General features: G+C 67.5%; 29 protein-coding genes. 16 read left to right on the forward strand and 13 right to left on the reverse strand.

The features are described 5' to 3' along the window. Positions 1–213: 213 nt before the first annotated feature. Positions 214–1,035 carry an arylamine N-acetyltransferase family protein gene (locus AC3IR9_RS18685; protein ID WP_489292623.1) on the forward strand — a complete coding sequence of 274 codons (822 nt, stop codon included), beginning with the start codon at positions 214–216 and terminating at the stop codon, positions 1,033–1,035. Positions 1,036–1,056: 21 nt separating this feature from the next. On the opposite strand, the gene AC3IR9_RS18690 is transcribed toward AC3IR9_RS18685, so the two are convergent. Beyond that, positions 1,057–1,746 carry an isochorismatase family protein gene (locus AC3IR9_RS18690; RefSeq protein WP_489292624.1) on the reverse strand — a complete coding sequence of 230 codons (690 nt, stop codon included), beginning with the start codon at positions 1,744–1,746 and terminating at the stop codon, positions 1,057–1,059. Positions 1,747–1,878: 132 nt separating this feature from the next. Here AC3IR9_RS18690 and AC3IR9_RS18695 point away from each other — a divergent pair, with 132 nt between their 5' ends. Beyond that, complete coding sequence (locus tag AC3IR9_RS18695; protein WP_489292625.1) at positions 1,879–2,886, forward strand: GlxA family transcriptional regulator; 1,008 nt, start codon at positions 1,879–1,881, stop codon at positions 2,884–2,886. Here AC3IR9_RS18695 and AC3IR9_RS18700 read toward each other — a convergent pair. Further along, on the reverse strand, positions 2,820–3,482 hold the full coding sequence (locus AC3IR9_RS18700) for a M23 family metallopeptidase (RefSeq protein ID WP_489292626.1): 663 nt from the start codon (positions 3,480–3,482) through the stop codon (positions 2,820–2,822). The genes AC3IR9_RS18695 and AC3IR9_RS18700 overlap by 67 nt on opposite strands. Positions 3,483–3,681: 199 nt before the next feature. Between AC3IR9_RS18700 and AC3IR9_RS18705 the strand changes: the two genes are divergently transcribed. Beyond that, the gene (locus AC3IR9_RS18705; RefSeq protein WP_489292628.1) at positions 3,682–3,825 is read left to right on the forward strand and encodes a hypothetical protein; all 144 of its coding nucleotides are present in this window, start codon (positions 3,682–3,684) and stop codon (positions 3,823–3,825) included. Between the two features lie 35 nt (positions 3,826–3,860). Next, positions 3,861–4,094 (forward strand): helix-turn-helix domain-containing protein, encoded by a 234-nt coding sequence (locus AC3IR9_RS18710; RefSeq protein ID WP_489295901.1) that lies wholly within the window; start codon positions 3,861–3,863, stop codon positions 4,092–4,094. 24 nt (positions 4,095–4,118) lie between these two features. Here the strand turns inward: AC3IR9_RS18710 and AC3IR9_RS18715 are convergent, their stop codons facing one another. Next, a complete protein-coding gene (locus tag AC3IR9_RS18715) occupies positions 4,119–4,415 on the reverse strand; it encodes a hypothetical protein (protein ID WP_489292629.1) in 297 nt (98 codons plus the stop codon). After that, the gene (locus tag AC3IR9_RS18720) at positions 4,408–4,788 is read right to left on the reverse strand and encodes a winged helix-turn-helix transcriptional regulator (protein WP_489292630.1); all 381 of its coding nucleotides are present in this window, start codon (positions 4,786–4,788) and stop codon (positions 4,408–4,410) included. Before AC3IR9_RS18720 ends, AC3IR9_RS18715 begins: the two co-directional genes overlap by 8 nt. A gap of 94 nt (positions 4,789–4,882) precedes the next feature. Between AC3IR9_RS18720 and AC3IR9_RS18725 the strand changes: the two genes are divergently transcribed. From AC3IR9_RS18725 to AC3IR9_RS18735, 3 genes are all read left to right on the forward strand, one after another. Beyond that, entirely contained in the window at positions 4,883–5,374 is a 492-nt protein-coding gene (locus AC3IR9_RS18725) for a hypothetical protein (protein WP_489292631.1), read from the forward strand. After that, on the forward strand, positions 5,355–5,837 hold the full coding sequence (locus tag AC3IR9_RS18730) for a hypothetical protein (protein ID WP_489292633.1): 483 nt from the start codon (positions 5,355–5,357) through the stop codon (positions 5,835–5,837). The genes AC3IR9_RS18725 and AC3IR9_RS18730 overlap by 20 nt, the downstream gene beginning before the upstream one ends. A 135-nt stretch (positions 5,838–5,972) precedes the next feature. After that, positions 5,973–6,461, forward strand: coding sequence for a GNAT family N-acetyltransferase (locus tag AC3IR9_RS18735; protein ID WP_489292635.1), 489 nt, complete (start codon positions 5,973–5,975; stop codon positions 6,459–6,461). Between the two features lie 241 nt (positions 6,462–6,702). Here the strand turns inward: AC3IR9_RS18735 and AC3IR9_RS18740 are convergent, their stop codons facing one another. Next, the gene (locus tag AC3IR9_RS18740) at positions 6,703–8,688 is read right to left on the reverse strand and encodes a PEP/pyruvate-binding domain-containing protein (protein ID WP_489292637.1); all 1,986 of its coding nucleotides are present in this window, start codon (positions 8,686–8,688) and stop codon (positions 6,703–6,705) included. Positions 8,689–8,875: 187 nt separating this feature from the next. Between AC3IR9_RS18740 and aroQ the strand changes: the two genes are divergently transcribed. The 4 genes from aroQ (at position 8,876) to accC (ending at position 11,669) form a co-directional block, all read left to right on the forward strand. Beyond that, positions 8,876–9,325, forward strand: coding sequence for a type II 3-dehydroquinate dehydratase (gene aroQ / locus AC3IR9_RS18745; protein ID WP_489292639.1), 450 nt, complete (start codon positions 8,876–8,878; stop codon positions 9,323–9,325). After that, the gene (locus AC3IR9_RS18750; RefSeq protein WP_489292640.1) at positions 9,325–9,747 is read left to right on the forward strand and encodes a lysozyme inhibitor LprI family protein; all 423 of its coding nucleotides are present in this window, start codon (positions 9,325–9,327) and stop codon (positions 9,745–9,747) included. The genes aroQ and AC3IR9_RS18750 overlap by 1 nt, the downstream gene beginning before the upstream one ends. Before the next feature lie 61 nt (positions 9,748–9,808). Next, the gene (gene accB, locus AC3IR9_RS18755) at positions 9,809–10,291 is read left to right on the forward strand and encodes an acetyl-CoA carboxylase biotin carboxyl carrier protein (protein ID WP_489292642.1); all 483 of its coding nucleotides are present in this window, start codon (positions 9,809–9,811) and stop codon (positions 10,289–10,291) included. A 10-nt stretch (positions 10,292–10,301) separates the two neighbouring features. Then, positions 10,302–11,669: an acetyl-CoA carboxylase biotin carboxylase subunit gene (accC, locus tag AC3IR9_RS18760; protein ID WP_489292643.1), complete on the forward strand. Its 1,368-nt coding sequence runs from the start codon at positions 10,302–10,304 to the stop codon at positions 11,667–11,669. Between the two features lie 246 nt (positions 11,670–11,915). Here accC and AC3IR9_RS18765 read toward each other — a convergent pair whose 3' ends face one another. Together AC3IR9_RS18765 and AC3IR9_RS18770 are read right to left on the reverse strand one after the other, a co-directional pair. After that, the gene (locus AC3IR9_RS18765) at positions 11,916–12,287 is read right to left on the reverse strand and encodes a hypothetical protein (RefSeq protein ID WP_489292644.1); all 372 of its coding nucleotides are present in this window, start codon (positions 12,285–12,287) and stop codon (positions 11,916–11,918) included. Further along, the gene (locus tag AC3IR9_RS18770; protein ID WP_489292645.1) at positions 12,284–13,243 is read right to left on the reverse strand and encodes a hypothetical protein; all 960 of its coding nucleotides are present in this window, start codon (positions 13,241–13,243) and stop codon (positions 12,284–12,286) included. The genes AC3IR9_RS18765 and AC3IR9_RS18770 overlap by 4 nt, the downstream gene beginning before the upstream one ends. Before the next feature lie 181 nt (positions 13,244–13,424). On the opposite strand from AC3IR9_RS18770, the gene prmA reads away from it, so the two are divergent. From prmA to fis, 3 genes are all read left to right on the forward strand, one after another. Next, a complete protein-coding gene (prmA, locus tag AC3IR9_RS18775; protein ID WP_489292647.1) occupies positions 13,425–14,345 on the forward strand; it encodes a 50S ribosomal protein L11 methyltransferase in 921 nt (306 codons plus the stop codon). 53 nt (positions 14,346–14,398) lie between these two features. Beyond that, positions 14,399–15,250, forward strand: coding sequence for a DUF3426 domain-containing protein (locus AC3IR9_RS18780; RefSeq protein WP_489295903.1), 852 nt, complete (start codon positions 14,399–14,401; stop codon positions 15,248–15,250). 113 nt (positions 15,251–15,363) lie between these two features. Further along, positions 15,364–15,639, forward strand: a complete 276-nt coding sequence (gene fis, locus AC3IR9_RS18785) for a DNA-binding transcriptional regulator Fis (RefSeq protein WP_038685853.1) — start codon at positions 15,364–15,366, stop codon at positions 15,637–15,639. 22 nt (positions 15,640–15,661) lie between these two features. On the opposite strand, the gene AC3IR9_RS18790 is transcribed toward fis, so the two are convergent. Genes AC3IR9_RS18790 through AC3IR9_RS18815 form a run of 6 tightly spaced genes read right to left on the reverse strand, consistent with a single transcriptional unit; the run spans position 15,662 to position 21,480 of the window. After that, complete coding sequence (locus AC3IR9_RS18790; RefSeq protein WP_489295905.1) at positions 15,662–16,660, reverse strand: phosphatidate cytidylyltransferase; 999 nt, start codon at positions 16,658–16,660, stop codon at positions 15,662–15,664. After that, positions 16,660–17,292, reverse strand: a complete 633-nt coding sequence (locus AC3IR9_RS18795) for a lysophospholipid acyltransferase family protein (protein ID WP_489292649.1) — start codon at positions 17,290–17,292, stop codon at positions 16,660–16,662. Before AC3IR9_RS18795 ends, AC3IR9_RS18790 begins: the two co-directional genes overlap by 1 nt. 36 nt (positions 17,293–17,328) lie before the next feature. Beyond that, positions 17,329–17,754 (reverse strand): hypothetical protein, encoded by a 426-nt coding sequence (locus tag AC3IR9_RS18800; protein ID WP_489292651.1) that lies wholly within the window; start codon positions 17,752–17,754, stop codon positions 17,329–17,331. Beyond that, the gene (locus AC3IR9_RS18805; protein ID WP_489292653.1) at positions 17,751–19,085 is read right to left on the reverse strand and encodes a phosphatase PAP2/dual specificity phosphatase family protein; all 1,335 of its coding nucleotides are present in this window, start codon (positions 19,083–19,085) and stop codon (positions 17,751–17,753) included. Before AC3IR9_RS18805 ends, AC3IR9_RS18800 begins: the two co-directional genes overlap by 4 nt. Continuing rightward, complete coding sequence (locus AC3IR9_RS18810; RefSeq protein ID WP_489292655.1) at positions 19,078–20,835, reverse strand: bifunctional alpha/beta hydrolase/class I SAM-dependent methyltransferase; 1,758 nt, start codon at positions 20,833–20,835, stop codon at positions 19,078–19,080. Before AC3IR9_RS18810 ends, AC3IR9_RS18805 begins: the two co-directional genes overlap by 8 nt. A gap of 36 nt (positions 20,836–20,871) precedes the next feature. After that, the gene (locus AC3IR9_RS18815; RefSeq protein WP_489295907.1) at positions 20,872–21,480 is read right to left on the reverse strand and encodes a CDP-alcohol phosphatidyltransferase family protein; all 609 of its coding nucleotides are present in this window, start codon (positions 21,478–21,480) and stop codon (positions 20,872–20,874) included. A 75-nt stretch (positions 21,481–21,555) separates the two neighbouring features. On the opposite strand from AC3IR9_RS18815, the gene purH reads away from it, so the two are divergent. Together purH and AC3IR9_RS18825 are read left to right on the forward strand one after the other, a co-directional pair. Beyond that, complete coding sequence (purH, locus tag AC3IR9_RS18820) at positions 21,556–23,139, forward strand: bifunctional phosphoribosylaminoimidazolecarboxamide formyltransferase/IMP cyclohydrolase (RefSeq protein WP_489292657.1); 1,584 nt, start codon at positions 21,556–21,558, stop codon at positions 23,137–23,139. Between the two features lie 7 nt (positions 23,140–23,146). Further along, positions 23,147–24,079 carry a hypothetical protein gene (locus AC3IR9_RS18825; RefSeq protein ID WP_489292659.1) on the forward strand — a complete coding sequence of 311 codons (933 nt, stop codon included), beginning with the start codon at positions 23,147–23,149 and terminating at the stop codon, positions 24,077–24,079. Positions 24,080–24,133 lie beyond the last annotated feature (54 nt).

The following is a 24,133-nucleotide window of genomic DNA, read 5'->3' on the forward strand; positions in this document are numbered from 1 at the left end:
CGCACCCACCATGACTTTAGGCCACGCCCGCATCCACCCTGCAGCACTGCTGGCCTGTGCCCGTTGTAGCCGCTGCAGGCGACGGCAAGATGACCAATCGCGCGCCGTGCCGGACCGCGACACAGCGTTCCACCACGCCTGCCCTCCCCCGCCTTGACCTCAACCGTGGTTGAGGCGGCACCGTGGCCTCCTCCTTTCGATACCCTCCCTGCCATGGATACCCAGCACCTCACCGACTACCTGCAGCGCCTGGGCTGGGACACACCGCCAGCCCCTACGCTGGCCACCCTGGCGCGGCTGCAGGAGCAGCACAACGCCACGTTCCCGTTTGAAACGCTCACCACGCTGCTGCGCGATGCCGTCGCCATCGACCTGCCCAGCGTGCAGCACAAGCTGCTGCATGAAGGTCGCGGCGGTTACTGCTTCGAGCTCAACGGGATGTTCCTGGCCCTGCTGCAGCAGCTGGGGTTCGATGCGCGCGCGATCGCCGCGCGGGTGGTCATGGACGCTCCCGATGGCCCGCTGGCCGCACGCACGCACATGCTGGTGCTGGTGCACCTGGAGGCAGTGGACTACATCGTGGACGTCGGCTTTGGCGGCAACACGCCCACCGGCCCGCTGCGGCTGGACCATCGCTTCGCCCAGCCAACCCCGCACCAGCACTACCGGCTGGACCTGCAGCACGACCAGTACCTGCTACAGGCCGAGGTTGCCGGTGAGTGGCGGCCGCTGTATCGCTTCGACCTGCAGCCACAGGCACCGATCGACCATGTGGTGGGCAACTGGTATGTGTGCACGCACCCCGATTCCTCCTTCCCCGGCCAGCTGCGGGTGGCCCTGGCCGGCCCCGGCTGGCGGCGCACGATCGGTGCCGGGGCCTACACCATTCACCGTACCGGGCAGCCCAGCGAGCGTCGCGCACTGGTCGATGCAGCCGATGTGCTGCGCGTGTTGCGGGATGACTTCGGCATCACCGTACCGGTGCACCCGCGCCTGCACGATGCGATCGCGGCATGGCTGCGTGGCGCGGCATGAGCGGCCGCGCCACGCATGAGGTCAGCGCGTGACCGGCAACGCCAGCACCGCGGCGGTGGGCATGACCGCACCGAAGGCATCGGAGATTCCGGTCAGCGCGGCCCGGTGCAGTTCCGCGGCCGAGACCACACCGTTGCCGTCATGGGCGGCAATGCTGCGCGTGGCCACCGCATCGGATGGCACGATCACCTCATAGCCCAGCGGAGCGGCATCGCGCGCGGCGGCGGCGACGCAGGCATGGGTCATCAGCCCGCTGACGATCACCGTCTTGATGCCTTTGGCCTTCAACTGCGCATCCAGGTCGGTGCTGGCGAACACGCTGACCGTGTTCTTCTTCAACAGCGCGTGATGGGGCGCCGGCTGCATGCCCGCCACCAGGGCCACCCCATCGCTGCCGTCGGCGAACACCGGCGCGCCGGCCGGATTGACATGCTGCACATGGAACACCGCGATGCCGTTGGCGTCGGCCATGCGTACCAGTTGCTGGCTGTTGGCCAGGGCGGTGGCGCCGTCGGGAATGTGCAGCTTGCCGGTGTAGTACTCGTTCTGGAAATCGATCACCAGCAGCGCGGTGCTGGCGGCCTCCAGCTGCTGCGGCGCGCTGGCACCCCCGAGGGTGCGCAGGGTCGGTGCGTCGACGGGGGTGGCGGCCGTGGCCGTGGCGACGGCCAGGCTCATGCCGGCGACAAGGGGAAGAATGAGGCCTTTCATGGGGACAACTCCTGCAGGGGCAATGGGGTGGGCGCGGCGGCGGCAGGGCGCTGCCACCGGCTGCAGGCAGTGTTGGGCAATCGCAACGCCGGCAATAGTGGCCCGGATGCCATTTGTTGCTAGGATCGGGCCATGCCGACCCCACCTCCCCTGCACCGCGTTGCCGTGGTTGCCTACCAGCACATCAGCCCCTTCCACCTGGCCGTGCCGTGCATGGTGTTCGGCGAGGACCTGGCCCGGCTGGGCGCGCCGCGCTACGCGCTGACCGTCTGCACCGCCGAGCCGGGACCGCTGCAGACCCCGGCCGGTTTCAGCATCGGCGTGGAACACGGGCTGGACGTACTGGCCGCCGCCGACACCATCGTGGTGCCGGCCTGGCGCGATCCGGCCGAACCGGCACCGCCGGCGCTGCTGGCCGCCTTGCGCGCCGCGCACGCGCGTGGCGCGCGGCTGGTGGGGCTGTGCCTGGGCGCGGTGGTGCTGGCGCAGGCGGGCCTGCTCGATGGGCGTCGTGCGTCCACCCACTGGGTGTTCATGGATGACGTGGCCGCCCTGCATCCCCGCGTGCAGCTGCAGCGCGACGTGCTGTACGTGCAGGACGACACCCTGCTGACCTCCGCCGGCACCGCCGCGGCAATCGACTGCTGCCTGCACATGGTCCGCCAGGACCACGGGGCCGAAGTGGCCAGCCGGGTCGCACGGCGCATGGTGGTTGCCCCACACCGCCAGGGCGGGCAGGCGCAGTACATCGAGCAGCCCCTGCCGACCCGGTTTGGCGATGACCGCCTGGCCTCGGTACTGGAGTGGGCGCTGTTCCACCTGCACGAGCCGATCGGCATCGACAGCCTGGCCGAACGCGCGCGTATGAGCCGACGCACCTTCACCCGGCATTTCCGCGCGACGACCGGCACCACCTTCAACCAGTGGCTGCTGGACCAGCGCCTGGCCCGCGCGCAGCGCCTGCTGGAGACCAGCGATACGGCGATGGACAGGGTTGCCGAACAGGCCGGGTTCGGTTCGACGGTGTCGCTGCGCAGCCATTTCAGCAGTGCCTACGGCGTATCGCCGGGGGCCTACCGGCGCACCTTCCAGGGCAGCGGACCGGCACTCGGTGGCGTGGCCGCCGACGCCGGCCGGTAAGCACGCAGCAGCGGCAACGGGTCATACGCCCCGTCGCGCCCGTAGATGCCCCAGTGCAGGTGGGGCGGCGTGCCCTTGGCATTGCCACTGTCGCCGACGTATCCCAGCACGGTGCCCGCGCTGACCACCTCACCGCGCGCCAAGCCCTCGCGCCACCGGTCCAGGTGGGCGTAGTAGTAGCGTTCGCGTGCCGGCCCCAGCACCCATACCTGGCGACCACCGAGCCCGCCCTCGCGCACGTCCACCACGATGCCGTCGCTGGCACTGCGGACGGCAGTGCCGCGTTTGGCGAAGATGTCGATCCCCGCATGGGTACGGTCACGCCCGCGCGGCGCGCCGAAGGTAGCGGCGATGCGCCGGGCCGCCACCCCTTCCACCGGTACCGGTAGCGCGCTGGGCGGCGGCATCCTCACCAACGTCCACAGCGCACGCGGTGCCTGCGCCCAGGGGCTGTTCCACAGGCTGGCCAGGGCCAGCGCGCTGGCGGCGAGCACCAACAGGCGTACCCATCCGCGGCGCAGGCGCCGCGCACGGGACGGGGCTGGGTCGGGCCGTTGCGGGTGCAGCGGCCGGTTGGGCGGTACGGCGGCGGTCATGCGGGATCCAGGTGGACGGGCATCCCCAAGGGTAGGCAGCGTCTGTGCGCTGGGCATGAAGTGGCGTCCACACCACAGTGACCGCAAAGATGGACGGTGGCTTCACGGCGAATCTGCTGAACTGCCGCTGTCGCCGGGGAAATGTCGTTCACCCTTCCCTCCGCTGCATCGTCAGCAGGCTGCTATCGAAGGCCCCACCATGACTATCGCATTGAAGATCTTTCTGCTGCTCGGCGCCGTGTTGTACGGGGTGCCCGCGCTGGTGTGGTGGATCAATCATCGCCGCGCCATCCGCGCCCGCCAGGACCTGGCCGCCATCAGTGCCCAGGGTGCGCCGCGATGACCCTCACCGTGCAGGCCCATTGAGCTGACCGCCTGATCGCCGGGGAAACCGGACTGTCCTTCGGCAGGGGGCGGCAACGACTGCAGCTGCGCATCGCAGTCCGTGAGCTTGCAGCGGGCGCCCCGGTCCAGCGGGTATCCGAACGCCTGGGGTACCAGTCGGCCACTGCCTTCATCACGATGTTCAAGAAGGCATTGGGGCTATCGCCAACCCGCTACTTCGCGGCGCGCTCGCGCAGCCAGGCAGTTGGCACCCAAGCGCTGGAATAGCCGTTTCGGGCAGTGTCGGTGCGGTTACTGCTGGCCCTGAAGCCGCGCCTCCAGGTAGCGCTCAGCATCGGCGCGTGTAGCAACAAGGACCGGGCCCTGTTCGTCGCGCCAGAACGGCAACCGCCATTGTGGGTCGCGACATTTGCTGAGCACGCAGACGGACAGGTTCCCATCCGGGCGCTGGACAACGAGGCTGACCCGATCCGAATCCGGCAAGTAATGCTCGACAAGGACGCTCTCGCCCTGGCCCAGCGGGACGCCCCAGAGGGCGCCGTATCGCTCTTCCCACCTCATCGGGGTTTCAAGGAGCGCATCATCCACGCTTGGCACCGCGACCGCGCGAGGCAGGCCGCGGGGGAAGTCCACTCCCATACTGCTGCCACCATGCCGCCAGTGCTTCCATCATCGGCCCAAGACCCAACGCCTTGGCGGTGATCTCATATTCAACCCTCGGCGGCACCTCCGCGAAAACGGTTCTTGAGACCAGTCCGTCCTCTTCCAGCTCTCGGAGCTGAGCGGTCAACATGTGTTGGGTGATCCCCGGAATTGCCTTGCGCAACTCCCCGAACCTGTAGATGCGTTGATTCAGCAGCCACATGATTTCCAGCTTCCACTTTCCCGAGAGCAGGGCGAACGCGCGACGCATTTCCTCATGCATGTTCAGTTCGCTGCCCTCATTAGTATTCTTTTCCATACTAAGCCCTGTTATTTCATCCTACTTGCGGCGTTTCATCTTAGTCGACATTCTCCCGGCACGTCGAAAACGCCGACAAGCACGGGATAACCTCATGGCCGCCAGCTACATCTACTGGATCAGCACAGCACTGCTGTCGCTGCTCTATGTTTCTTCAGCACTGCTTTATGCAATCAAAGGCGCCTACGTGCGCAGCGCGCAGGCCGAGCTTGGTTTCTCTGCCAGCTACCTGGTGCCCTTCATGGTGGTGATAAAGCTGCTGGCGCCGCTGGTGATCCTGTCACGCATCAACGTCGGGCTCAGCGACCTTGCCTACGCGGGAATTCTCTACCACCTGCTGCTGTCGGGGCTGGCGCACCTGGGGGTTGGCAAGCCCAAGGACGCATTCCCCGCTGCCTTGGGCCTGGTACTTCTGGTCGCTTCGTTCGCAACGCAGAACCTCGCGCGTGACACGCCCTCCCCCTATGCGCCGGCCACGGCCACCGTCGCTGGCGCGCTGCCGGCCAGCGGTTACTACGCAGCGTTCGTGCTCGATCCGGACGGCCACAACATCGAGGCGGTTTTCCATGATGCCTCCCGGCGCTGAGCCGCCCTTGCAGGACGTTGGCGACCTCGCAGCAGACCGTTGTGAACTTCATATTGAGGGCGAGCGCGTTGCGTTGCGTACAAGCATCGCGGTGTCCGAGGCGGAGCTGGTGCTCCGCCTGGCCAACGTGCTTGCCGACGATACAGAGGCACCGTCACGGCTGCTGGCGTTCGTCCAAGCCCAGGTGGATGGACAGGGCAGTGCTACGTCCCGCGTTGCCATGACAGGGGATGACTACGCCGAAGAGGTTGCTCGCAAGATCGCGATCTTCGCGTTGGGCCTGGTTTTCACCCATCAGGAGGCTAGGCGCACGGTGGCCGATACAGTTGCGCGAGGCGGTTCAAGGGTATCGATCCGCCTGTGCGGTGGCGCGGTCATGGTCTGCCTGGAAGATCAGGCTGCGCCATCCAGGACCTGGCACTTCACCGCCCTTGATACAAAGGGCCCTGCGCCTCTGCACTGACGTCCACGACAGGTTCGCCGGGCGGCGGTGCGGCACAGATCCTTCCCCTGCCCCATCCTGTGCAACACCGCGTGTGCGCTCTACCATGGGCGATGCTGGGACTCAGCCCACACCGGGAGTTGGATCATGGAAGGCTTGAGCCTGGTCACCGCCGAGGTGGCCGACACCGAGGTATTGTTCCGGCTGATGCAGCTGTATTACTTCGAGGCATCCTCGTGGAGCGGCGAGGAAATCCGTCCCGACGGCCTGTACGACTGCGCACGCGCCGATGTTGAGGCGACGCTTCGGGAGCAGCCGCACTGGGCGCGGCTGCTGTGGTTCAACGGCGTCCTGTGCGGATTCGTGCTGGTGGACGACATCGATTTCCAAGGCCGCCGCCTCCCCGAACTGGCAGACCTGTTCGTGCTGCCTACCCATCGTGGCAAAGGCATCGCCGCTGCCGTTGTCGCAGCCCTGGTCACGCCGGGCAGCGGCCAGTGGCTGTTGGCCACCTATCGCAACGACCACGGTGCGTACGCGTTCTGGCAACGAAACCTGCCGAAGATGGGGATGGCGGTCGAGGTTTGCGTCGCGTCCGAGGCGTCCGATTTCCGCTCGTTCCTGATAGGCGCGCGGCCGAGCTGAATCCCGGGGCTTCGCCACGCTTGTCTCCACATCGATTGGCACCGATGCCCTTGCGCTGGTAGGTCACCACCGTGGGTGGTGACGCTGTTCGCCGCAGGTCGGCGCCGGAGGCGTCACACGCAAGGGCATCGGTGTCCGGCGCTCGCCCCCCCCCTGCCGCCTGAACTCACCCACCCTTGCAACGCGCGTGGTGCTTTCCCACAGAGGGGAAAAGAACCTTTTTTACGCCGGCAGCAGCCGGCTATTGCGTGCTGCGGTCCACATACGGCCGCGACTGCAGGATCAGTACCTCATCGCCGACCACGGCCCATTCAATGTCCTGGTCCACGCCGCCCAGCGCCTGCCGGGTAGTGCCCGCTATCGTTGCCAGGCGCACGATGAGTGCATCGGTCAGCACCTGGCGTGTGCCGGTGATGGGTACTTCGCGGACGCCGCCCCCTGCCTTGGCCACCAGCTGTGTCTCTTCAGCGGACCGGCTCAACACCTGCACCGCCTTGGACCAGGTCGAGTACATCACTTGTTCGGCCTGGCGCTTGCCCTCCACCACCCGAATACCCAGCCCACGCTTGGCCGAGATATAGGTGATGTGGCGGCGGGCGGCATCGAATGGATCCCGGGTAATCATCACTCCCGAACTGTCCGAGGGCGCGGCACGCTGCACCAGCACGGCCATCGCCACCGCATCCTGCCCCAGTCCGGCCGCCGTGCGCGCCTCGTAGGCCTCGAAGTTGTAGACCGACGCCCACACCGTCTGCACTGCGTTGGCCACCGCATCGCTGCGGGTCACATTGGGAACCGTGGTGTACAGACCGGCACCACTGAAGCCGGGCAGGTCTTCGGAATTGGACGAGCTGCGTACGAACACGCCGGCGCCCTGCAGTTGACCCTGCCATTGCGCGTCCAGCGCGCGAATGAAGGCCGCGTCGGGTGCGGCGCGGGTGATCTCCGCCCGCAGCGCTGCCAGTGCCTCACGACGCACGTTGGGGTCGGTACTGAAGCCCGGGCGACGTTGCAGTTCGGCCAGGCGCGCCGGAATCTGCAGGCGCTGCATCATCGCCTGATGGTGCGAGAACGGGATGCAGAAACCATCCGGTACGCGCGCGGCAGGGGGCAGCGCCGCTTTCAGCGTGCCGAGGTTGGCGGCCTTGACGCCACAGTGGCTGCTGTCGCGCGCACGCAGGACCGCCAAGGGCTTGAGCGCGGTCACCGTCAGGTCCGGACGCGGCAGGTTGCGTGCCCCCGGGCTGGCCGCGGTGGCCGACGGGGTCCGTGCCGGACGCGTCAGTGGCGTCACCTTGTAGTCGTTGTGGGTGACCTCCAGCTGCACCCAGCGCCCGTCGTACTGGCGCAGGGCATTGCGTGCATCGCGCAGATACACGTTGGGAATGCCCCACCCCTTGGCCAGCAGGTTGACGTGCGACAGCAGGGTGGACGGGCGCTGCGTCACCAGACCGGCGACCGGCGCCAGCGCAATGGGCACCTCATCCAGCACCGGGATGTCGCGCGGCGACAGCGCGCGCAACTGCGCCTCGGTCCGTACGATCCGCAGCCGTCCCTCGGCACGGCCGGTGTTCAGTGGCAGGAAACGCTGCTCGCGCAGCAGCGCTTCCTGGGTGACGAAGGCCAGGCCCATTTCGCTGGCCAGCTGCTCCTGGCGGGTGGAGTTGCTCTTGAAACGGATGGCCTCGCCGAATGAAGCGCGGACCACCTGGTCGGTCTGGCGCAGCAGGGGTGCGGTGAGCTGGTCGCCTTCCCAGAACTCGTAGGTGTAACCCGGCAGATCGCGTTGCCAACTCGCGGTGCCAAACAGGAACCGGCGCTGTGGGTCGCGGTACTGCGCATTGAGTGTGGCCTTGTCCAAGCCGGGCAGCAGCCGCTGGCGGCGCACGAACTGCTCGTGCAGTGGATGCCGGGGCGTGTTGATGTAATAGATGCGCCCCGCATTCTTGCGGTCGATTACGAAGATCAGGTGCGGCATCTCCAGCGCGGTGCCGGCGTTGTAGACGCGGGCCAGCTGCATGAACTGCGCGCGGCTGTCGATGCGCGACAGATAGTCCGGCCCCGCCACCTGTGCGGGGGCGTCATCGGTGCCTGGGCGGTACTCGTAGGGCGAGGGCTTGCGAGCAGTCTGTGCCGTCGCGGTGGCGGTGCACCACAGCAACATGACGATGGTGGCCAGCGCCAGCAGATGCAGCCGCCCTGCGCGATACGTACGGGCTCGTTCCATGATGCCGGTGCGGGAGTGGGGAGCGAGGATGATAAGCCAGTACAGGGGGCACAACGTGCCAACATCACGCTGGCACAGCGCCCTTCGTCAAAATTAAAACACCTGCTTGAAACACCCCTAACTTCGCCGAACTGGACACCATCCACCGCTTCCGCCAGACTTCGCCCTTTCCCGCTTCGTGGCACCCATGGCGAAACTGCTGGTCCTGCATGGCCCCAACCTCAACCTGCTCGGCACCCGCGAGCCGGGCGTGTATGGGCACACCACGCTGGCGCAGATCGACCAGGCCCTTGCCGCCCAGGCGCAGGCCGCCGGGCACGCGCTGGAGCACCTGCAGTCCAACGCCGAGCACAGCCTGGTGGACCGGGTGCAGGCCGCGCGTGAAGACGGCACCGCCTTCATCCTGATCAACCCGGCCGCGTTCACCCATACCTCGGTGGCCCTGCGCGATGCGCTGGCCGCGGTGGACGTGCCGTTCATCGAAATCCACCTGTCCAACCCGCATGCACGCGAGCCGTTCCGCCAGCACAGCTATTTCAGCGACAAGGCGGTGGGGGTGATCTGTGGCTTCGGTGCGGACAGCTATCGCTATGCGATGGATGCGGCACTGACCCGCCTGCAGGCTACTGGCGCCTGATGAACCTGCTGCGCGCCCTTGCCTGCGTGATGCTGTCGGCTGGCCTGTGTGCCGGTGCCGTGGCGTCCGACCGCGAGGACGAGGGTATCGACTGCGCGCATCCGACCACCACGATGGAGAGCGACCTGTGCGCCTCGGACGTGGCGGCCGCCGCCGACGTCGAACTCAATACCGTCTATGCGCAGGCGCGCAGGCAACTGCGCACACCGGCCAACGGCGGCAGCTGCAGTTACTGCGGCAACGCCGAACAGCAGCTGGTGCAGGCCCAGCGCGCCTGGATGCAGCTGCGCGACCACGACTGCGACGCGGTATACGCACTCAACTCAGATGGCACCGCGCGCAATGGCGCGCAGATGCGCTGCCTGATCACCCATGCGCGCGACCGCATGCGCCAACTGCGCGACTTCTACGAATTGCTTTGACCCGAGCGCACCGCGCTTTCCACCCCAATCACCACACCACATCACAAGCCAAGAGGCCACCATGGATCTCCGCAAAATCAAGAAGCTGATCGACCTGCTGGAAGAGTCGAACCTCGCCGAAATCGAAATCAAGGAAGGCGAAGAATCCGTGCGCCTGTCGCGCGCCCCGGTCGGCACCTTCGCGCAGATGGCTGCCCAGCCCGCGCCGGTGTATGCCGCGCCGGCCGCTGCTGCCCCGGCCATGCCGATGCAGTCGCCCACCGAAGCGTCCACCGGCGGCACCGCCAAGCCGGGCAATGCCCTGCCCGACGGCCACGTGCTGCGCTCGCCGATGGTCGGCACGTTCTATTCGTCGTCTTCGCCGGAAAAGCCGGCCTTCGTCAGCATTGGCCAGCAGGTCAAGGAAGGCGAGACCCTGGCCATCATCGAGGCGATGAAGATGTTCAACCCGATCGAAGCCGATGCGTCGGGCACCATCGTGGCCATCCTGGGTGAGAACGGCCAGCCGGTGGAATTCGACCAGCCGCTGTTCGTGATCGGCTGAGGGGCAGACCATGCTCGACAAAATCGTCATTGCCAACCGGGGTGAGATCGCGCTGCGCATCCTGCGCGCGTGCCACACCCTGGGCATCCGCACGGTGGCCGTGCATTCCACGGTCGACCGCAACCTCAAGCACGTGGCCATGGCCGATGAATCGGTCTGCATCGGTCCGGCGGCCTCGGCCGACAGCTACCTCAACATCCCGGCATTGATCGCCGCGGCCGAAGTAACTGACGCGCAGGCGATCCACCCCGGCTATGGCTTCCTGTCGGAGAACGCCAACTTCGCCGAGCGCGTGGAAGAGTCCGGTTTCATCTTCATCGGCCCCAAGGCCGACACCATCCGCCTGATGGGCGACAAGGTGGAAGCGATCCGCGCGATGAAGGCCGCCGGCGTGCCGTGCGTGCCCGGCTCGGGCGGCCCGCTGGGCGAGGACATCGTGGCCAACACCAAGATCGCCCGTGAGATCGGTTACCCGGTCATCATCAAGGCCTCTGGCGGCGGTGGCGGTCGTGGCATGCGCGTGGTGCATGCCGAAGCGTCGTTGAAGACCTCCATCGAGACCACCAAGAGCGAGGCCAAGGCCGCGTTCGGCAATGGTGAGGTGTACATGGAGAAGTTCCTGGAAAATCCGCGCCACGTGGAGATCCAGGTACTCGCCGACGGCCAGGGCAACGCAATCCACCTGGGTGAGCGCGACTGCTCGATGCAGCGCCGCCACCAGAAGGTGGTGGAAGAAGCACCGGCACCGGGCATCAGCGCCGAAGACCGCGAGCAGATCGGCAAGGTCTGCGTGGAAGCCTGCATCCGCATCGGCTATCGCGGCGCGGGCACCTTCGAGTTCCTGTACGAAGACGGCCGCTTCTACTTCATCGAAATGAACACCCGTATCCAGGTGGAGCATCCGGTGACCGAAATGGTGACCGGCATCGATCTGGTGGTGGAGCAGCTGAAGATCGCCGCCGGCCAGAAGTTGTCGCTCAAGCAGAGCGACATCGTGCTGACCGGCCACGCGATCGAATGCCGCATCAACGCCGAAGATGCCGAAACCTTCGTGCCGAGCCCGGGCCAGATCACCGCGTTCCACCCGCCCGGCGGCCCTGGCGTGCGCGTGGATACCCACATCTACGCCGGCTACCGCGTACCGCCGAACTACGACTCGATGATCGGCAAGCTGATCGTGCACGGCCCGGATCGCGAAACCGCGATCGCGCGCATGCGCGTGGCACTGAGCGAGATGGTGGTGGACGGGATCAAGACCAACGTCGCGCTGCAGCAGCGGATCATGCGCGACAAGGGCTTCCAGGCCGGTGGGCAGAACATCCACTACCTGGAAAAGCGCCTGGCCGAACGCAAGACCAAGTCGATCGCGTTGACCTGATCGACGGCACCATGCGTTACAGCAGAAAGGCGGGGATTACCCCGCCTTTTTGTTTGCTTCCGATCGGGTGGATCGTACCGACCAACGGTCGGTACCTACCGTGCGCGGCATGAGTGCCGGCATCGGCAGCGCACGTACCGGCGCCGGGTACAGCAACGACTGCAGGCCGTGCAGCGCATACCAGACCCGGCAACAGCACCCACCGCAACGGGCGCGCAACGTCGGCGCCCGCCGCCCTGTCCGGGCTCAACGCGAGGCGTCGGCCGACGTCACCTGGGTGTTGCGGACCGGCGCCACGCCCTGCGACGAGGTCGGGTCGACAATCACCATGGTCTCGGTGGAGCCATCGGGCCAGACCACCTGGAAGGTGCTGCCGGCCGGCAACGAGGCGAACGGCATGCCGCTCTGCGCGCGATACACCGCAGCCACCTGGCTGGCACCGGCGCGGCGCACGTCTTCATTGGCCTTGACCGAGGTCAGCTTGACCTTGGACAGGCTGCGATAACGATCCTCGTAGGTATCGATCATCACCAGGCCCACCGCACCGGCCGAGTACGCCACGAACAGTACTACCCAGAACCAGAACTTGGCACCGTGCAGGATTCGACGGTAATTCATCGCCCTTTCCTCTGCTTGACCAGCAATTCAACCAACGTTTTCATTTTCCCCGCACCTTGCCGCGAAACCGCGGCGTCATATACGAAGGCGCCAAAATCCTGGCCGCCGTCCTGCGAACAGATCCCTCCGTTCGCGCAGAAATTGTTCATCAGCACGCTGTCCGGCCCGCAGGCCATGCCCAGCTCACACGCCGCCAACCGCCAGGCCAGTTCGCTGAACTGATCGCCGGCCACCATTCCCTCCATCGCGCGGTCGCCGCTGGCACGCACGCCCATGCCGGTGGACAGCGCCATGTAGGCTTCCGGGTCGCGCGAATCCATCACCCGCTCCACCAACCCGCGGCGATACTCCGGGCTGTTCTGCAGCGGCTCACCCTCGGCGAACAGCGAGGCTTCGGCGGCCAGATTGCCGGCCTTGGCCGCCTGCACGCGCTGGGCCAGGATCAGCTGGCGGCCGAGATGGTCGCTGGCCACGAACCCGGCGCAGCGCCGCGCCACCCGCTCGCGCGCCTGCACCATCGCCGGCGAGGCGGTCATGCCCATGCCCGACAGCAAGGCGTTGTCCAGCTGGTAGCCGCCCGGGTCCATCGCGTAGATCGCGCAATAGTCATACACCCGGCTGACCATCCAGCCGGCTTCGGCATTGCCGTTGCTGGCCTGCAGCTGCAGGCGCTGGGCATAGGCATACAGATCGGTGTCGCCTTCGATATCGGCGCGGATGTCCAGCGGCAGGCCCGAGGGGATCGCGTTGCCCCGCTCCACCGACAGCAACTGGCGCGCCAGTTGCTGCGCCTGCACCGGCATTGCCGCATCCATCGTCCCCGGTGCCTCGTTGATCGCCGAGGGCGCCGCATCGTCGTGGCGCACGTGACCACCGGCGCGGTAGCCCACCACCCCCAGCAACGCCAGGGCCGGTACGACCAGCAACCAGGTTTTGAGGGTGGGCACGATCGCCATGCGCGGGAGCGGGGATACCGATAGGCAGAAGAACGCCAAGTTTAGCAAGCCTCCGTGGAGCTGTCTGAACCGCCTATCGGTCGCATTCTCGCCGCCGTGCGAGACACAACAATGACGATGCACGGGCCGCGACCGCCCACAATGGTCTAGCATTCACGGTTTTCCGCAGGTCTTTGCCCCCATGCCGTTCCTCGAACTCTCCCTACGCTGCAGCGAAGCCACCCAGCCCCGCTACGAAAACGCGCTGGACGACGTCGGCGCGCTGGCGGTCACCCTGCTCGACGCCGATGCCGATACCAGCAACGAGCGTGCGATCCTGGAACCGGGCGTGGGTGAGACCCCGCTGTGGAACGACCTGGTGCTGACGGCGCTGTTCGCCGCCGAGACCAACGCACTGGCGCTGTTGGCCGCGCTGGAAGCCTTCGATCCCGGCCTGGACTGGTCGCAGGCCAGCTTCCGCGCCGTCCAGGATGAAGACTGGGAACGCGCCTGGCTGGACCAGTTCCATCCGATGGCCTTCGGCGAGCGCACCTGGATCGTGCCGTGGAACCACGAACTGCCCGACGCCGCGCAGGCCGATGACGCGGCGGTGATCCGGCTCGACCCGGGCCTGGCGTTCGGCTCGGGTACCCACCCGACCACCGCGCTGTGCCTGCGCTGGCTTGATGGGCTGGCAGCGCAAGGCCTGCTGGAGGGCCGTAGCGTGCTCGACTTCGGCTGTGGCTCGGGCATCCTCGCGCTGGCCGCGCTGAAGCTCGGTGCCGCGCAGGCCGTGGGCGTGGACAACGACCCGCAGGCGGTGATCGCCACCGGCGACAACGCCGAGCGCAACGGCCTGCAGGACCGGGTGCAGGTGTACCTGCCCCATGACGAACCGCAGGCTACCTACCCGGTGGTGGTGGCCAACATCCTGGCCTCGGCACTGGATGCCTTGGCCGAGGTGCTGGCCGCGCGCGTCGCCACCGGCGGTCGCATTGCGCTGTCGGGCATCCTGCATGGACAGGAAGCGGAGCTGCTGGTGCGTTACGCACCGTGGTTCGAGCAGCTGGAGGTGGCACAGGACGACGACTGGATGCGCATCACCGGCATCCGCCGCGCGTGAGGCGGCTTGAACGTGCTTGAATGGGCGCGACCCTGCTGCCCGGCCCCGACCCGATGACCGAGCCTACGCCGCCGCCCCGCCGACCCCTGGCAACGTTCCTGCGCACCCGCCAGGACGATGCGTCACGTCCCGACCCGGCCGCCGCGGACGATGCACCGTTGCCGGCGCCGGAGGTCCGTGCGGAGGAACGGGAATCGCCGCCGGTCTCGGTGTTCGATCCACCGCCCGGCGAGCGCGATGGCGATGGCGAACAACCGCAGCCCGTCATCGAACCCAGCCAGGACACGGCCCACGCCGCGCCTGCGGCAGCGGCTGACATCGCGCCGACGGCGACGGCGACGGCGGCCGGCACTGACGATGCCGACCACCGCGCCACACCCGCTGACGCGCGTGGCGGCATCGCGCCACGTTTCATGCACGTGCCGCCCCAGCGCCTGCACACGCCACGCTGGCAGTGGGCAGTGCTGGCCGGCCTGATCGTGCTGTTGACCGTGCAGATCGCGGTGGCCGATCGCGCCCGCCTCGCTGCCGATGCCGGCACCCGGCCGTGGATCGCCGGGCTATGCAGCGTGTTGCGCTGTCGCCTGCCGGCCTGGCAGGAGCCTGCGGCGATCAGCATGCTCAGCCGCGATGTGCGACCGGTCACCGGCCAGCCCGGTGCCCTGCAGGTGCAGGCCAGCTTCCGTAACGATGCACGCTGGGCCCAGGCCTGGCCATCGCTGCGGTTGTCGCTGTCCGATGCCGACGGCCGCGTCATCGGCACCGGCGTGTTCGCACCCCGCGATTACCTGGACCCTGCGCTGGACACCCACAGCGGATTGGAACCGGGACAAAGCGCACAGATTGCATTCCGCGTGCGCGAACCGGCCGCGTCCACCGTCGCATTCACCTTCGAGTTCCTGTAACCGGGCATTCCAGGGGTGAGCGTGGCAGCCTGCCCACGCACGCGCTAGACTGGCCCCCTACATTTCTCCGCCAGGGGCTGCTGTCTACCCCGGCATCTGCACCGGGATACTTCTTGAACGCTGTCCTTTCTCGTCCTGACAATAGTCGTGGCGCGCCGAAGCCACCGCTGCGCGAACACGTGGCCCAATCGGTCAGGCGCTACCTGCGGGACCTGGATGGCTGCGATGCCGACGATGTGTACGAGATCGTCCTGCGCGAAATGGAAATCCCGCTGTTCGTGGAAGTGCTCAACCACTGCGAAGGCAACCAGAGCCGCGCGGCGGCAATGCTGGGCATCCATCGCGCCACGCTGCGCAAGAAGTTGAAGGAATACGGCATCGCCACCTGAGCGATGACGCCCGTACAACGCCTCAACCGCTCCAGAAATACCGCACCAGGTGGAAAAATACCGGTGCGGCGAAACACACCGAATCCAACCGGTCGAGCATGCCGCCATGGCCCTCGATCATGTGGCCCCAGTCCTTGATGCCGCGATCGCGCTTGATCGCCGACATCACCAGGCCACCCCAGAATCCCATCAGGTTGACCACCAGCGACATCCCGAACGCCTGCCACGGCGTGAACGGGGTCAGCCACCACAACGCCGCGCCCAGCGCGCTGGCCGACAGCACGCCGCCGATGAAGCCTTCCACCGTCTTGGAGGGCGACAGCTTCGGCGCGATCAGGCGCCTGCCGATCAACTTGCCCCAGATGTACTGCAGCACGTCCGAGGACTGCACCACGATCACCAGGAAGGCGAACAGCAGCAGGTTGCGCGCCGGCTCCACCCCGGCCAGGCGAAGGTTCAGCAGGGCCGGCACGTGTGAGATGCAGAACACGCAGATCATCAGGCCCCACTGCACCTTGGAGGTACGCTCCAGGTAATCGGTGGTATCGCCGCCGATCGTGGACAGGATCGGCAGGAACAGGAACGCGTACACCGGGATCAGCAGCGTGTACATGCCGTACCAGTCGGTCCACACCAGCCAGTACTGCCAGGGCAGCACCACGTAGAACGCCACCAGCAGCGCGTAGTAATCGCCAGCGCGGGTGGGGGTGAGGGTGATGAACTCGCGCAGCGCGAACAGCGACACCAGCGCAAACAGGATCACCACGCCGGTACGGCCGAAGAAGAACGCCAGCGCCACCACCGCCGCCATCACCCACCACGCACGGATCCGCGATACCAGGTTGGCCAGCACCGTGCTGGGCGCATGCCGTGAGCGCCAGCGCAGGGTCTCGGCAATCACCGTGGCCACCACCAACACCACGGCGATGCCGACGAACAGCAACCGGGTCTGCGCGTGGGTGGACAACCGCGCCACGTCACCGGCCAGGCTGGAGAACAACAGCACGCCCGCGGCCGCCATCATGCGCGGCCCCGGCGCGGTTGCGGGTCCAGTGCCAGCAGCGCCATGCGGGCACGCTCAAGGAACCGTTCCTTGTCCTCGTCGGCCTTCAGCCGCAGGGGTTCACCGAAGGTGGTGGTGCACAACAGCGGCAACGGCAACCAGCGGCCCTTGGGCATTACCCGCTTGAGGTTGTCGATCCACACCGGCACGAACTCCAGCTCGGGGCGCTGCCGCGCCAGGTGGTAGATGCCACTCTTGAAGGGCAGCACGCCTTCGTCGGTATTGCGCGTGCCTTCCGGGAACAGGATCAGCGAATTTCCCTCGTCCACGGCTTGGCACAGGCAGGCGATCGGGTCCTCGTGGCGCTTGCCCGGGTCGCGCTCGATCAACACGCCATTGAACACCGCATGGATCAGGTAACGGCGCAAGCGGTCGCGCTGCCAGTAGTCGGCCGCCGCGACCGGACGCACCTGGCGCCGCAGGGTGATCGGCAGTGCCGACCAGATCAGCACGAAGTCGCCGTGGCTGGCATGGTTGCCGTAGTACACCCGGTGCTCGCTGGAGGGCGCACAGCCCTGCCACAACGCACGTGCACCGGTCAGCGCGCGGATCGCACCGCTGCAGCCACGCGCGATGAGGTCAGCGAACATGGGCCGGGCTCCCTGCAGGGGCTATGTGCGCCGTCATCACACCACCGTCTTCAGCAGCAACGCGGCCAGCAGGGCCAGCGCCTGCCCCGCCACGCACAGCAACTGCCCGCGCAGCAGCCGGCGCATGCCCTGCCAGCGCGCGTGCCAGCCGCGCGTACTGGCCGCCGCCTCGCGCAAGCCCAGTTTCTGCAGCACGTCGTCGATCACCCCCGGCGCGGCGTCGGGGTGGCTGGCCTGCATCGCTTCCAGCAACGCCGCGTCGAAACTTGCCCGCGCACCGTAGTAAGCCTGCCCGGCGGCCGCCAACAACGATACAAACGCCAGCGCGGCCACGTCCCGCGCTGGCGTGGCCAGGCACAACAGCACCAGCGCGGCGGCGGCCAGCAGGCCCGATATCACCGCTGCCGTACGCGCCTGGCGCAGCACGGCGGTCATTACCCGCAACTGAAACAGCATGCTCATGCATTCACCTGTGGGGTTCCATTGACTGCCGCCGGATCCTGCACGGCCTGTTCGATTGCCGCGCGATGGCGCTCATGCAGCACGATCGACGGGCAGTCCAGCTGGAGCAGCTTGATCGCAGCATCGGCGCTGTCGGCGTGCCCGCTGCGGCACAGCCAGGTCGCAATGGCCGCGGCACTGCGCGAGTAACCCAGCGCGCAGCACACCAGCACATCCCCTCTGCGGTGCCCATGCGCGATGGCCTCGGCGGCGCGGCGCAGCGCGTCCGCTGACGGCGTGGCCAGGTCCAGCATCGGCACGCTGCGGTAGTGGCGCACCTTGCTGCGGAAGGGCAGCTCGGCACATACATCCACCACGGTCGGCATCGCCAGCGATGCCCCTGCATCGGGCATCCGCCCCAGCCACACGCCGTCGATCACCAACTGCGGCTGCGGCGCGCGTCGGGTCCACCAGCGCGAGTTCACCCATGCCGCCAGCAGGTACGGCGCCAGCAGCCAGCTGGCGGCCATGCCGAGGCGTCCGTTCTCCTGCTTCTGGAACACCGCGCTGCCCAGTACCGCATAGCCGAGCGCGACCAGCAGCAGCGACAATGCCGGCCAGGCCAGCCACAGCATCCATCCGCTGAAGGTCACCGCCAACGAGGCGCACAGCGCGCTGCCCAGTGCATACAGCCCGGCCAGGCGCCAGCGTGCCGGGTCCCGCGCCCATCGCCCCTGCGCCAGCGGTGAGCGGCCGTGCAGCGGCCACAGCCAGACGCATAGCCAGCCCACCGCCACACCGGTGGGCACATCGACAAAATGATGTTGCCAGGTGGTCAGCACCGACAGGCCGATCAGTGCGAACCACACGTGCAGCGCGGTGCGCCACGCGCCGCGCAGGTGCTGTTCAAAGCGCACCCACAGCACCACCAGCAGCACGATATGCAGCGACGGCGCCTGGTTGAACGGCTTGTCGAAGCCCAGCAGCACATCGAACAACCAGCCGAACACGCCGCCGGTTTCCGGTCGCTCCAGGCTGAAGCGCAGCGGCCACAGCAGGAAGCACGCTACCGACACCACCTGGGCGGTGAACAACCGCCGCGCGTGCATGTCCAGCTCGGCGCGCTGGGTGCAGATGAAGAACGAGGCCACGTAGAACAGGTCGATGGACCAGTACGGCACGATGGTCCAGGCCTGGAACGGGATCTTCGCTTCCCAGCCGAACACGATCGAGGGCACATACGGCAGCTGCCCGGCCATCGCGTTGGCCAGGCCGTAGCTGAGGAAGAAGAACGGACCCAGCAGGGCCAGCCAGAGCAGTGCACGCCGCCACGGCCGCGCGCCCTCAGTCATGGCCGACCCGGCGCGCCAGCGACACGGTGAAAATGCCGAAGCGGTCGATGCGCTGGGTGACCTTCTCGAACCCGGCCAGGCGCACCAGCTCGTCCATCTCCTGCTGGGTCCGGCGGCGCATCACCCAGGCGGCGCCTTCGCGATGGCTGGTCAGCGCGCGTGCGATGAACTCCAGCTGTGGGTGCCACGGCTGCCCGGTATAGACCAGGTAGCCACCCTCGCGCATCGATGCGGCAATCCCCTGCAGCGAGCGCAGTACCGCGTCGTTGTCGGCGAACAGTTCGTACAGGCCCGATACCGTGGACAGCGTGGGCGCCAGCGGCAGCGCGGCCAGCGCGGCTGCGTCGAACGCATCGCCCTGCTCGAAGGTGGCGATGTCCCCGGCAGCGAACGCGGTGATCAGCTTGCGCCCGTCGATGACGTTGCGTTCGCTGAAATCACGCAGGGTGATCGCATCGGCGCGCAGTTCCCCCTGCGCCAGCGCGTCGAGCACGTAGCGGCCATGCCCGGCGGCCACGTCCAGCACCCTTACCGGACGGCCTTCGCCATGCAGGTGCAGGGCGGCCAGCTGCAGTAGTTCGCGCACATGGGTACGGCGGATGCGGATGCCACGCCAACCGATCGCATCCAGGTAATTGCGGTCGATCATGCGCCCCAGCGGCCCCCGACCACGCGCTTGGTCACGGTAGATGTAGTCCAGCGTGCTGCCCGAATCGAAGCCGCTCTCCAGCCCCAGCGCGATGCCCTCGGACAATGCGCCACCCACCCGCAACCCGGCCCGGGTGAAGCGCCAGTACGCGTCTTTCAGGCTGTTGCGTTGCGGCGGCCAGGACAGGATTTCCGCCTCGTCGAAGGTCGGGCCGGTGCGATGCGCATCGCGCAGACTCGGGCGCAGCAGCGGTTGGGCGAAGCGTTCGCTGACAAAGCGGCGGATCGCGGCGATGGCCGGGGCGCGATCGCGTTCGCCCAGGGTGTCGTGGAAGAAACCCGGCAGCAGGTGGCGCTCCTTGATCGGCGAGGACAGCCGCTGGTAGAAGCGGTCCTGCGGCGCGCGGTGCACCACCAAGTCCGACCCGGACACCAGCAGCTGGGTCGGCACGGTGATCGCCTGCGCATCGCCGACCACGCGCTCGGCGGCCTCGTACAGGCCCAGCAGCACCCGCACGGAGATCGGCCGGGTGATCAGCGGGTCGTCGCGATAACTGGCCACCCGCGCCGGATCATGGGTAAGCCATTGCGGCTTGACGTAGCTGTTGACGAAGAAGTTGCCGCGCAGCTTCTGCATCAGCTTCAAGCCGGGCACCGCCAGCGGCACGTACAGCTTCACCTTGAAGGCCGGCGAGGCCAGTACCAGCGCGCGCAGGGGCGGCGCGTAGTCGTGCACCCAGGCGGCGGCGACCACCGCGCCCACGCTCTGGGCGACGATGGCGATGTCCTGCACAGCGATGCCATGCTGCTGGCCGATGTGCGCGATGAAGCTGTCCAGGTCGCGCACCAGCGCCTCGAAGCCGGGCGCGTCACCGCGCTCGCCGGGCGACTGGCCGTTGCCGCGCGCGTCCCAAGCGAACACCTCCGTATCGGGCAGGTCCAGCTCGTCGGCCAGGTGCGCCACGCGGCCGGAATGCTCGTGGCCGCGGTGCAGCAGCACCACCGCCCGGCGTGGCGCGGGGGCCGCGCTGGCCGGCCAATACCGGTAGAACAGCGGCTGTCCGTCAAAGCTGTGGAACTGAAGGTGTTCCTGTACGCGCATGCATCACTCCGTTGTGCATCCGACGGGCCGGCTGGTTCAGCCGGCCTCCGCCAATCCTTGTCGAACCCGCCGCCAGGTGGTCAGCAGGCACAGTGCCGCTGCCGCCCAGGCAATCCATCCCACCACCGTTGCATCGATCCAGCCCAGCGCCAGCAACAGCCCGATCACCCCGACCACCAAGGCACGGTCGCTTTTGCCCATCGGCCCGTCGTAACGGCGGCTGGCCCCCACCATCAGGCCCAGAACGCCAGCGTACTCGCAAACCGCGGCCAGCCACGCCAGCACCCACACGGCGGTCGCCTGGAGGCCGGGCAGGCTGAGCAGGCCCAGGTAGAGGGCGGCGTCGGCGATAACGTCGCAAAGCTCATTGAGATAAGCGCCCAGCCGCGATTGCTGGCCGAACTCGCGCGCCAGCATGCCGTCCACGGCGTTGAGTGCCATCCGCAGCAGCATCCACACCGGCAGCGCCAGGTACCACAGTGGCTGCGCCGGGCCCCACGCATACACGGCGGCGGCGACCGCCAGCGACACCCCGGCCGCCGCCAGGGTCACTGCATTGGCGCTCACCCCGGCGCGGAACAGTGCGCCCACCGCCGGGCGCAACAGCGCCTGGAATTTCCCTTTCAACGCATAGATCGACACGATCCGGATCCTGCAGGTCCATGGCAGATGCCGGTCAGCCTACAATATGCACCCGCTCCGCTACGACCTCCTGCCCCCATGAGTTCCGATCTGCTGCCCGTGCGCCGGGCCCTGCTGTCTGTTTCCGATAAAACCGGCCTGATCGACCTGGCCCGTGCCCTGGCCGCCCGCAACGTGGAGCTGCTGTCCACCGGCGGCACCGCCAAGGCGATCCGCGAGGCCGGCCTGGCGGTCAAGGACGTGGCCGATGTCACCGGCTTCCCGGAAATGATGGACGGCCGGGTCAAGACCCTGCACCCGACGGTCCACGGCGGCCTGCTCGGCCGTGCCGGCCTGGATGAGGCGGTGATGGCCGACCACGGCATCGAGGCGATCGACCTGCTGGTGCTGAACCTGTACCCGTTCGAGTCGGTCACCGCCAAGGCCGACTGCACGCTGGAAGACGCCGTGGAGAACATCGACATCGGCGGCCCGGCAATGCTGCGCTCGGCGGCCAAGAACTTCGCCCGCGTTGCCGTGGCCACCGACCCGTCGCAGTACGCCGAATTGCTGGCCGAGCTGGATGCCAACGACGGCCAGCTGTCGGCGGCCAGGCGCTTTGCGTTCTCGGTGGCCGCGTTCAACCGCGTGGCCCAGTACGACGCGGCGATCAGCAACTACCTGTCGGCGGTGACCGCCACCGACGCGGCCGTGCCGCTGCGCAGCGAGTTCCCGGCGCAGATGAATTCCAGCTTCGTCAAGGTGATGGACCTGCGCTACGGCGAAAACCCGCACCAGGCCGGCGCGTTCTACCGCGACCTGTACCCGGTGCCGGGCACGCTGGCGACATTCCAGCAGCTGCAGGGCAAGGAACTGAGCTACAACAACCTGGCCGATGCCGATGCCGCCTGGGAATGCGTGCGCCAGTTCGAGGCGCCGGCCTGCGTGATCGTCAAGCATGCCAACCCCTGCGGCGTGGCCGTGGGCGCCGGCAACGGCGATGCCTATGAGCTGGCCTACGCTACCGACCCGACCAGCGCGTTCGGCGGCATCATCGCCTTCAACATGCCGCTGGACCTGGCCACCGCCCAGGTGATCCTGGACCGTCAGTTCGTGGAAGTGCTGATCGCCCCGGACTACGAACCGGCCGTACTGGAGTACGCGCAGAAGAAGGCCAACGTGCGCGTGCTGCGCATTCCGCACGGGCAAGGTCGCAACAACTACGACACCAAGCGGGTGGGTTCAGGCCTGCTGCTGCAGTCCTCCGACAACCGCGGCATGAGCCGGGACGAACTGACGGTGGTGAGCAAGCTGGCACCGACCGACAAACAGTTCACCGACCTGCTGTTTGCCTGGAAGGTGGCCAAGTTCGTGAAGTCCAACGCGATTGTCTATGCCAAGGACAACCGCACCATCGGCGTCGGGGCCGGGCAGATGAGCCGCGTCTATTCGGCACGCATCGCCGGCATCAAGGCGGCCGACGCCCACCTGGTGGTGGAGGGTTCGGTGATGGCTTCCGATGCCTTCTTCCCGTTCCGCGATGGTATCGATGCCGCAGCGGCCGCCGGTATCAAGGCGGTGATCCAGCCGGGCGGTTCGATGCGCGACAGCGAAGTGATCGCCGCCGCCGACGAACACGGCCTGGCGATGGTATTCACCGGCGTGCGGCATTTCCGCCACTGAGGCTGCGATGACCACGACAAGGAACGTCGACGGCCGCCTGCGCCCACTCCCGGTTGGCGCGGTGCTTGCGCTGGTGGCGCTGGTGGCCCTGCTGGCCGGCTGCGACGGGGCCGCCCCGATCGACGCCGGCAAGCCCCGGCGTCAGCTCGACAGCAGTGCACCGATCGAGCAGACGCTGCATCCGCCGGGCACCCCGGACCAGCGCCTGCTGGCCTTCCTGCATGACCGCTACGGGCCCAAGGCAACGCTGGAAACGGCGTGGAAGGACCGCTGGGACGATCGCGAGGTGGAAGCAGAACGCCCCGTCGAGCGCCGCCTCTGCGCCCGGCAGACCGTGGAGGTGGCCGGCCAGCCGCACTACCTGCTGGCGGTCTGCCAGACCATCGAGCAGGCCGCGAGCGTTGAACCGGGCCGTATCGATCTGTTCGTGCTGCGCGATGGGGCGGTGGTCCCGGCCACCGGCGAGGTCGCGACACCGCGGCCGTTGCTGCTGATTGCCCAGCGCCTGCAGGTGAACTCGGGCAGCCGTGGCCAGCCAGGCACGGTGACAGTGGACCAGCTGGGCCCGCAGCGGCCCGCGTTCCGCGTTGTGGATGGCTGGTATGGGCAAGGCTTTTCGCTGCTCACGCGCACCTATGTGGCCCTGCAGGACAACCGCCTGCGTGAGGTGGCCAGCTACCGCGAACACATCGACAACCTGGCCCGTTACGACTGCGATGCGGACCCCGCCGAGTGCGAAGACAGCGTATTCAACATTGATTTCACCACCACGCCAGGTGGCAGCGACGAGGTCGACGGCTACAGGCCGATCGTGGTCCGCGGCACCGGGCAGGACTGCACCGGGCCTGCCTCCGAGTACTACCAGTTGATCTTCGATCCGGACCAGCGTGCCTACCCGGTACCGGAGGCCCTGCAGCGTGAGGACTGCGGCACGCCCTGAGCAGAGGCGACGCATTCACCCCCGGGCGCCGAATGCAGCCACCGCCCGCACCGC

The organism is Stenotrophomonas sp. GL_101 (genome assembly GCF_057835675.1).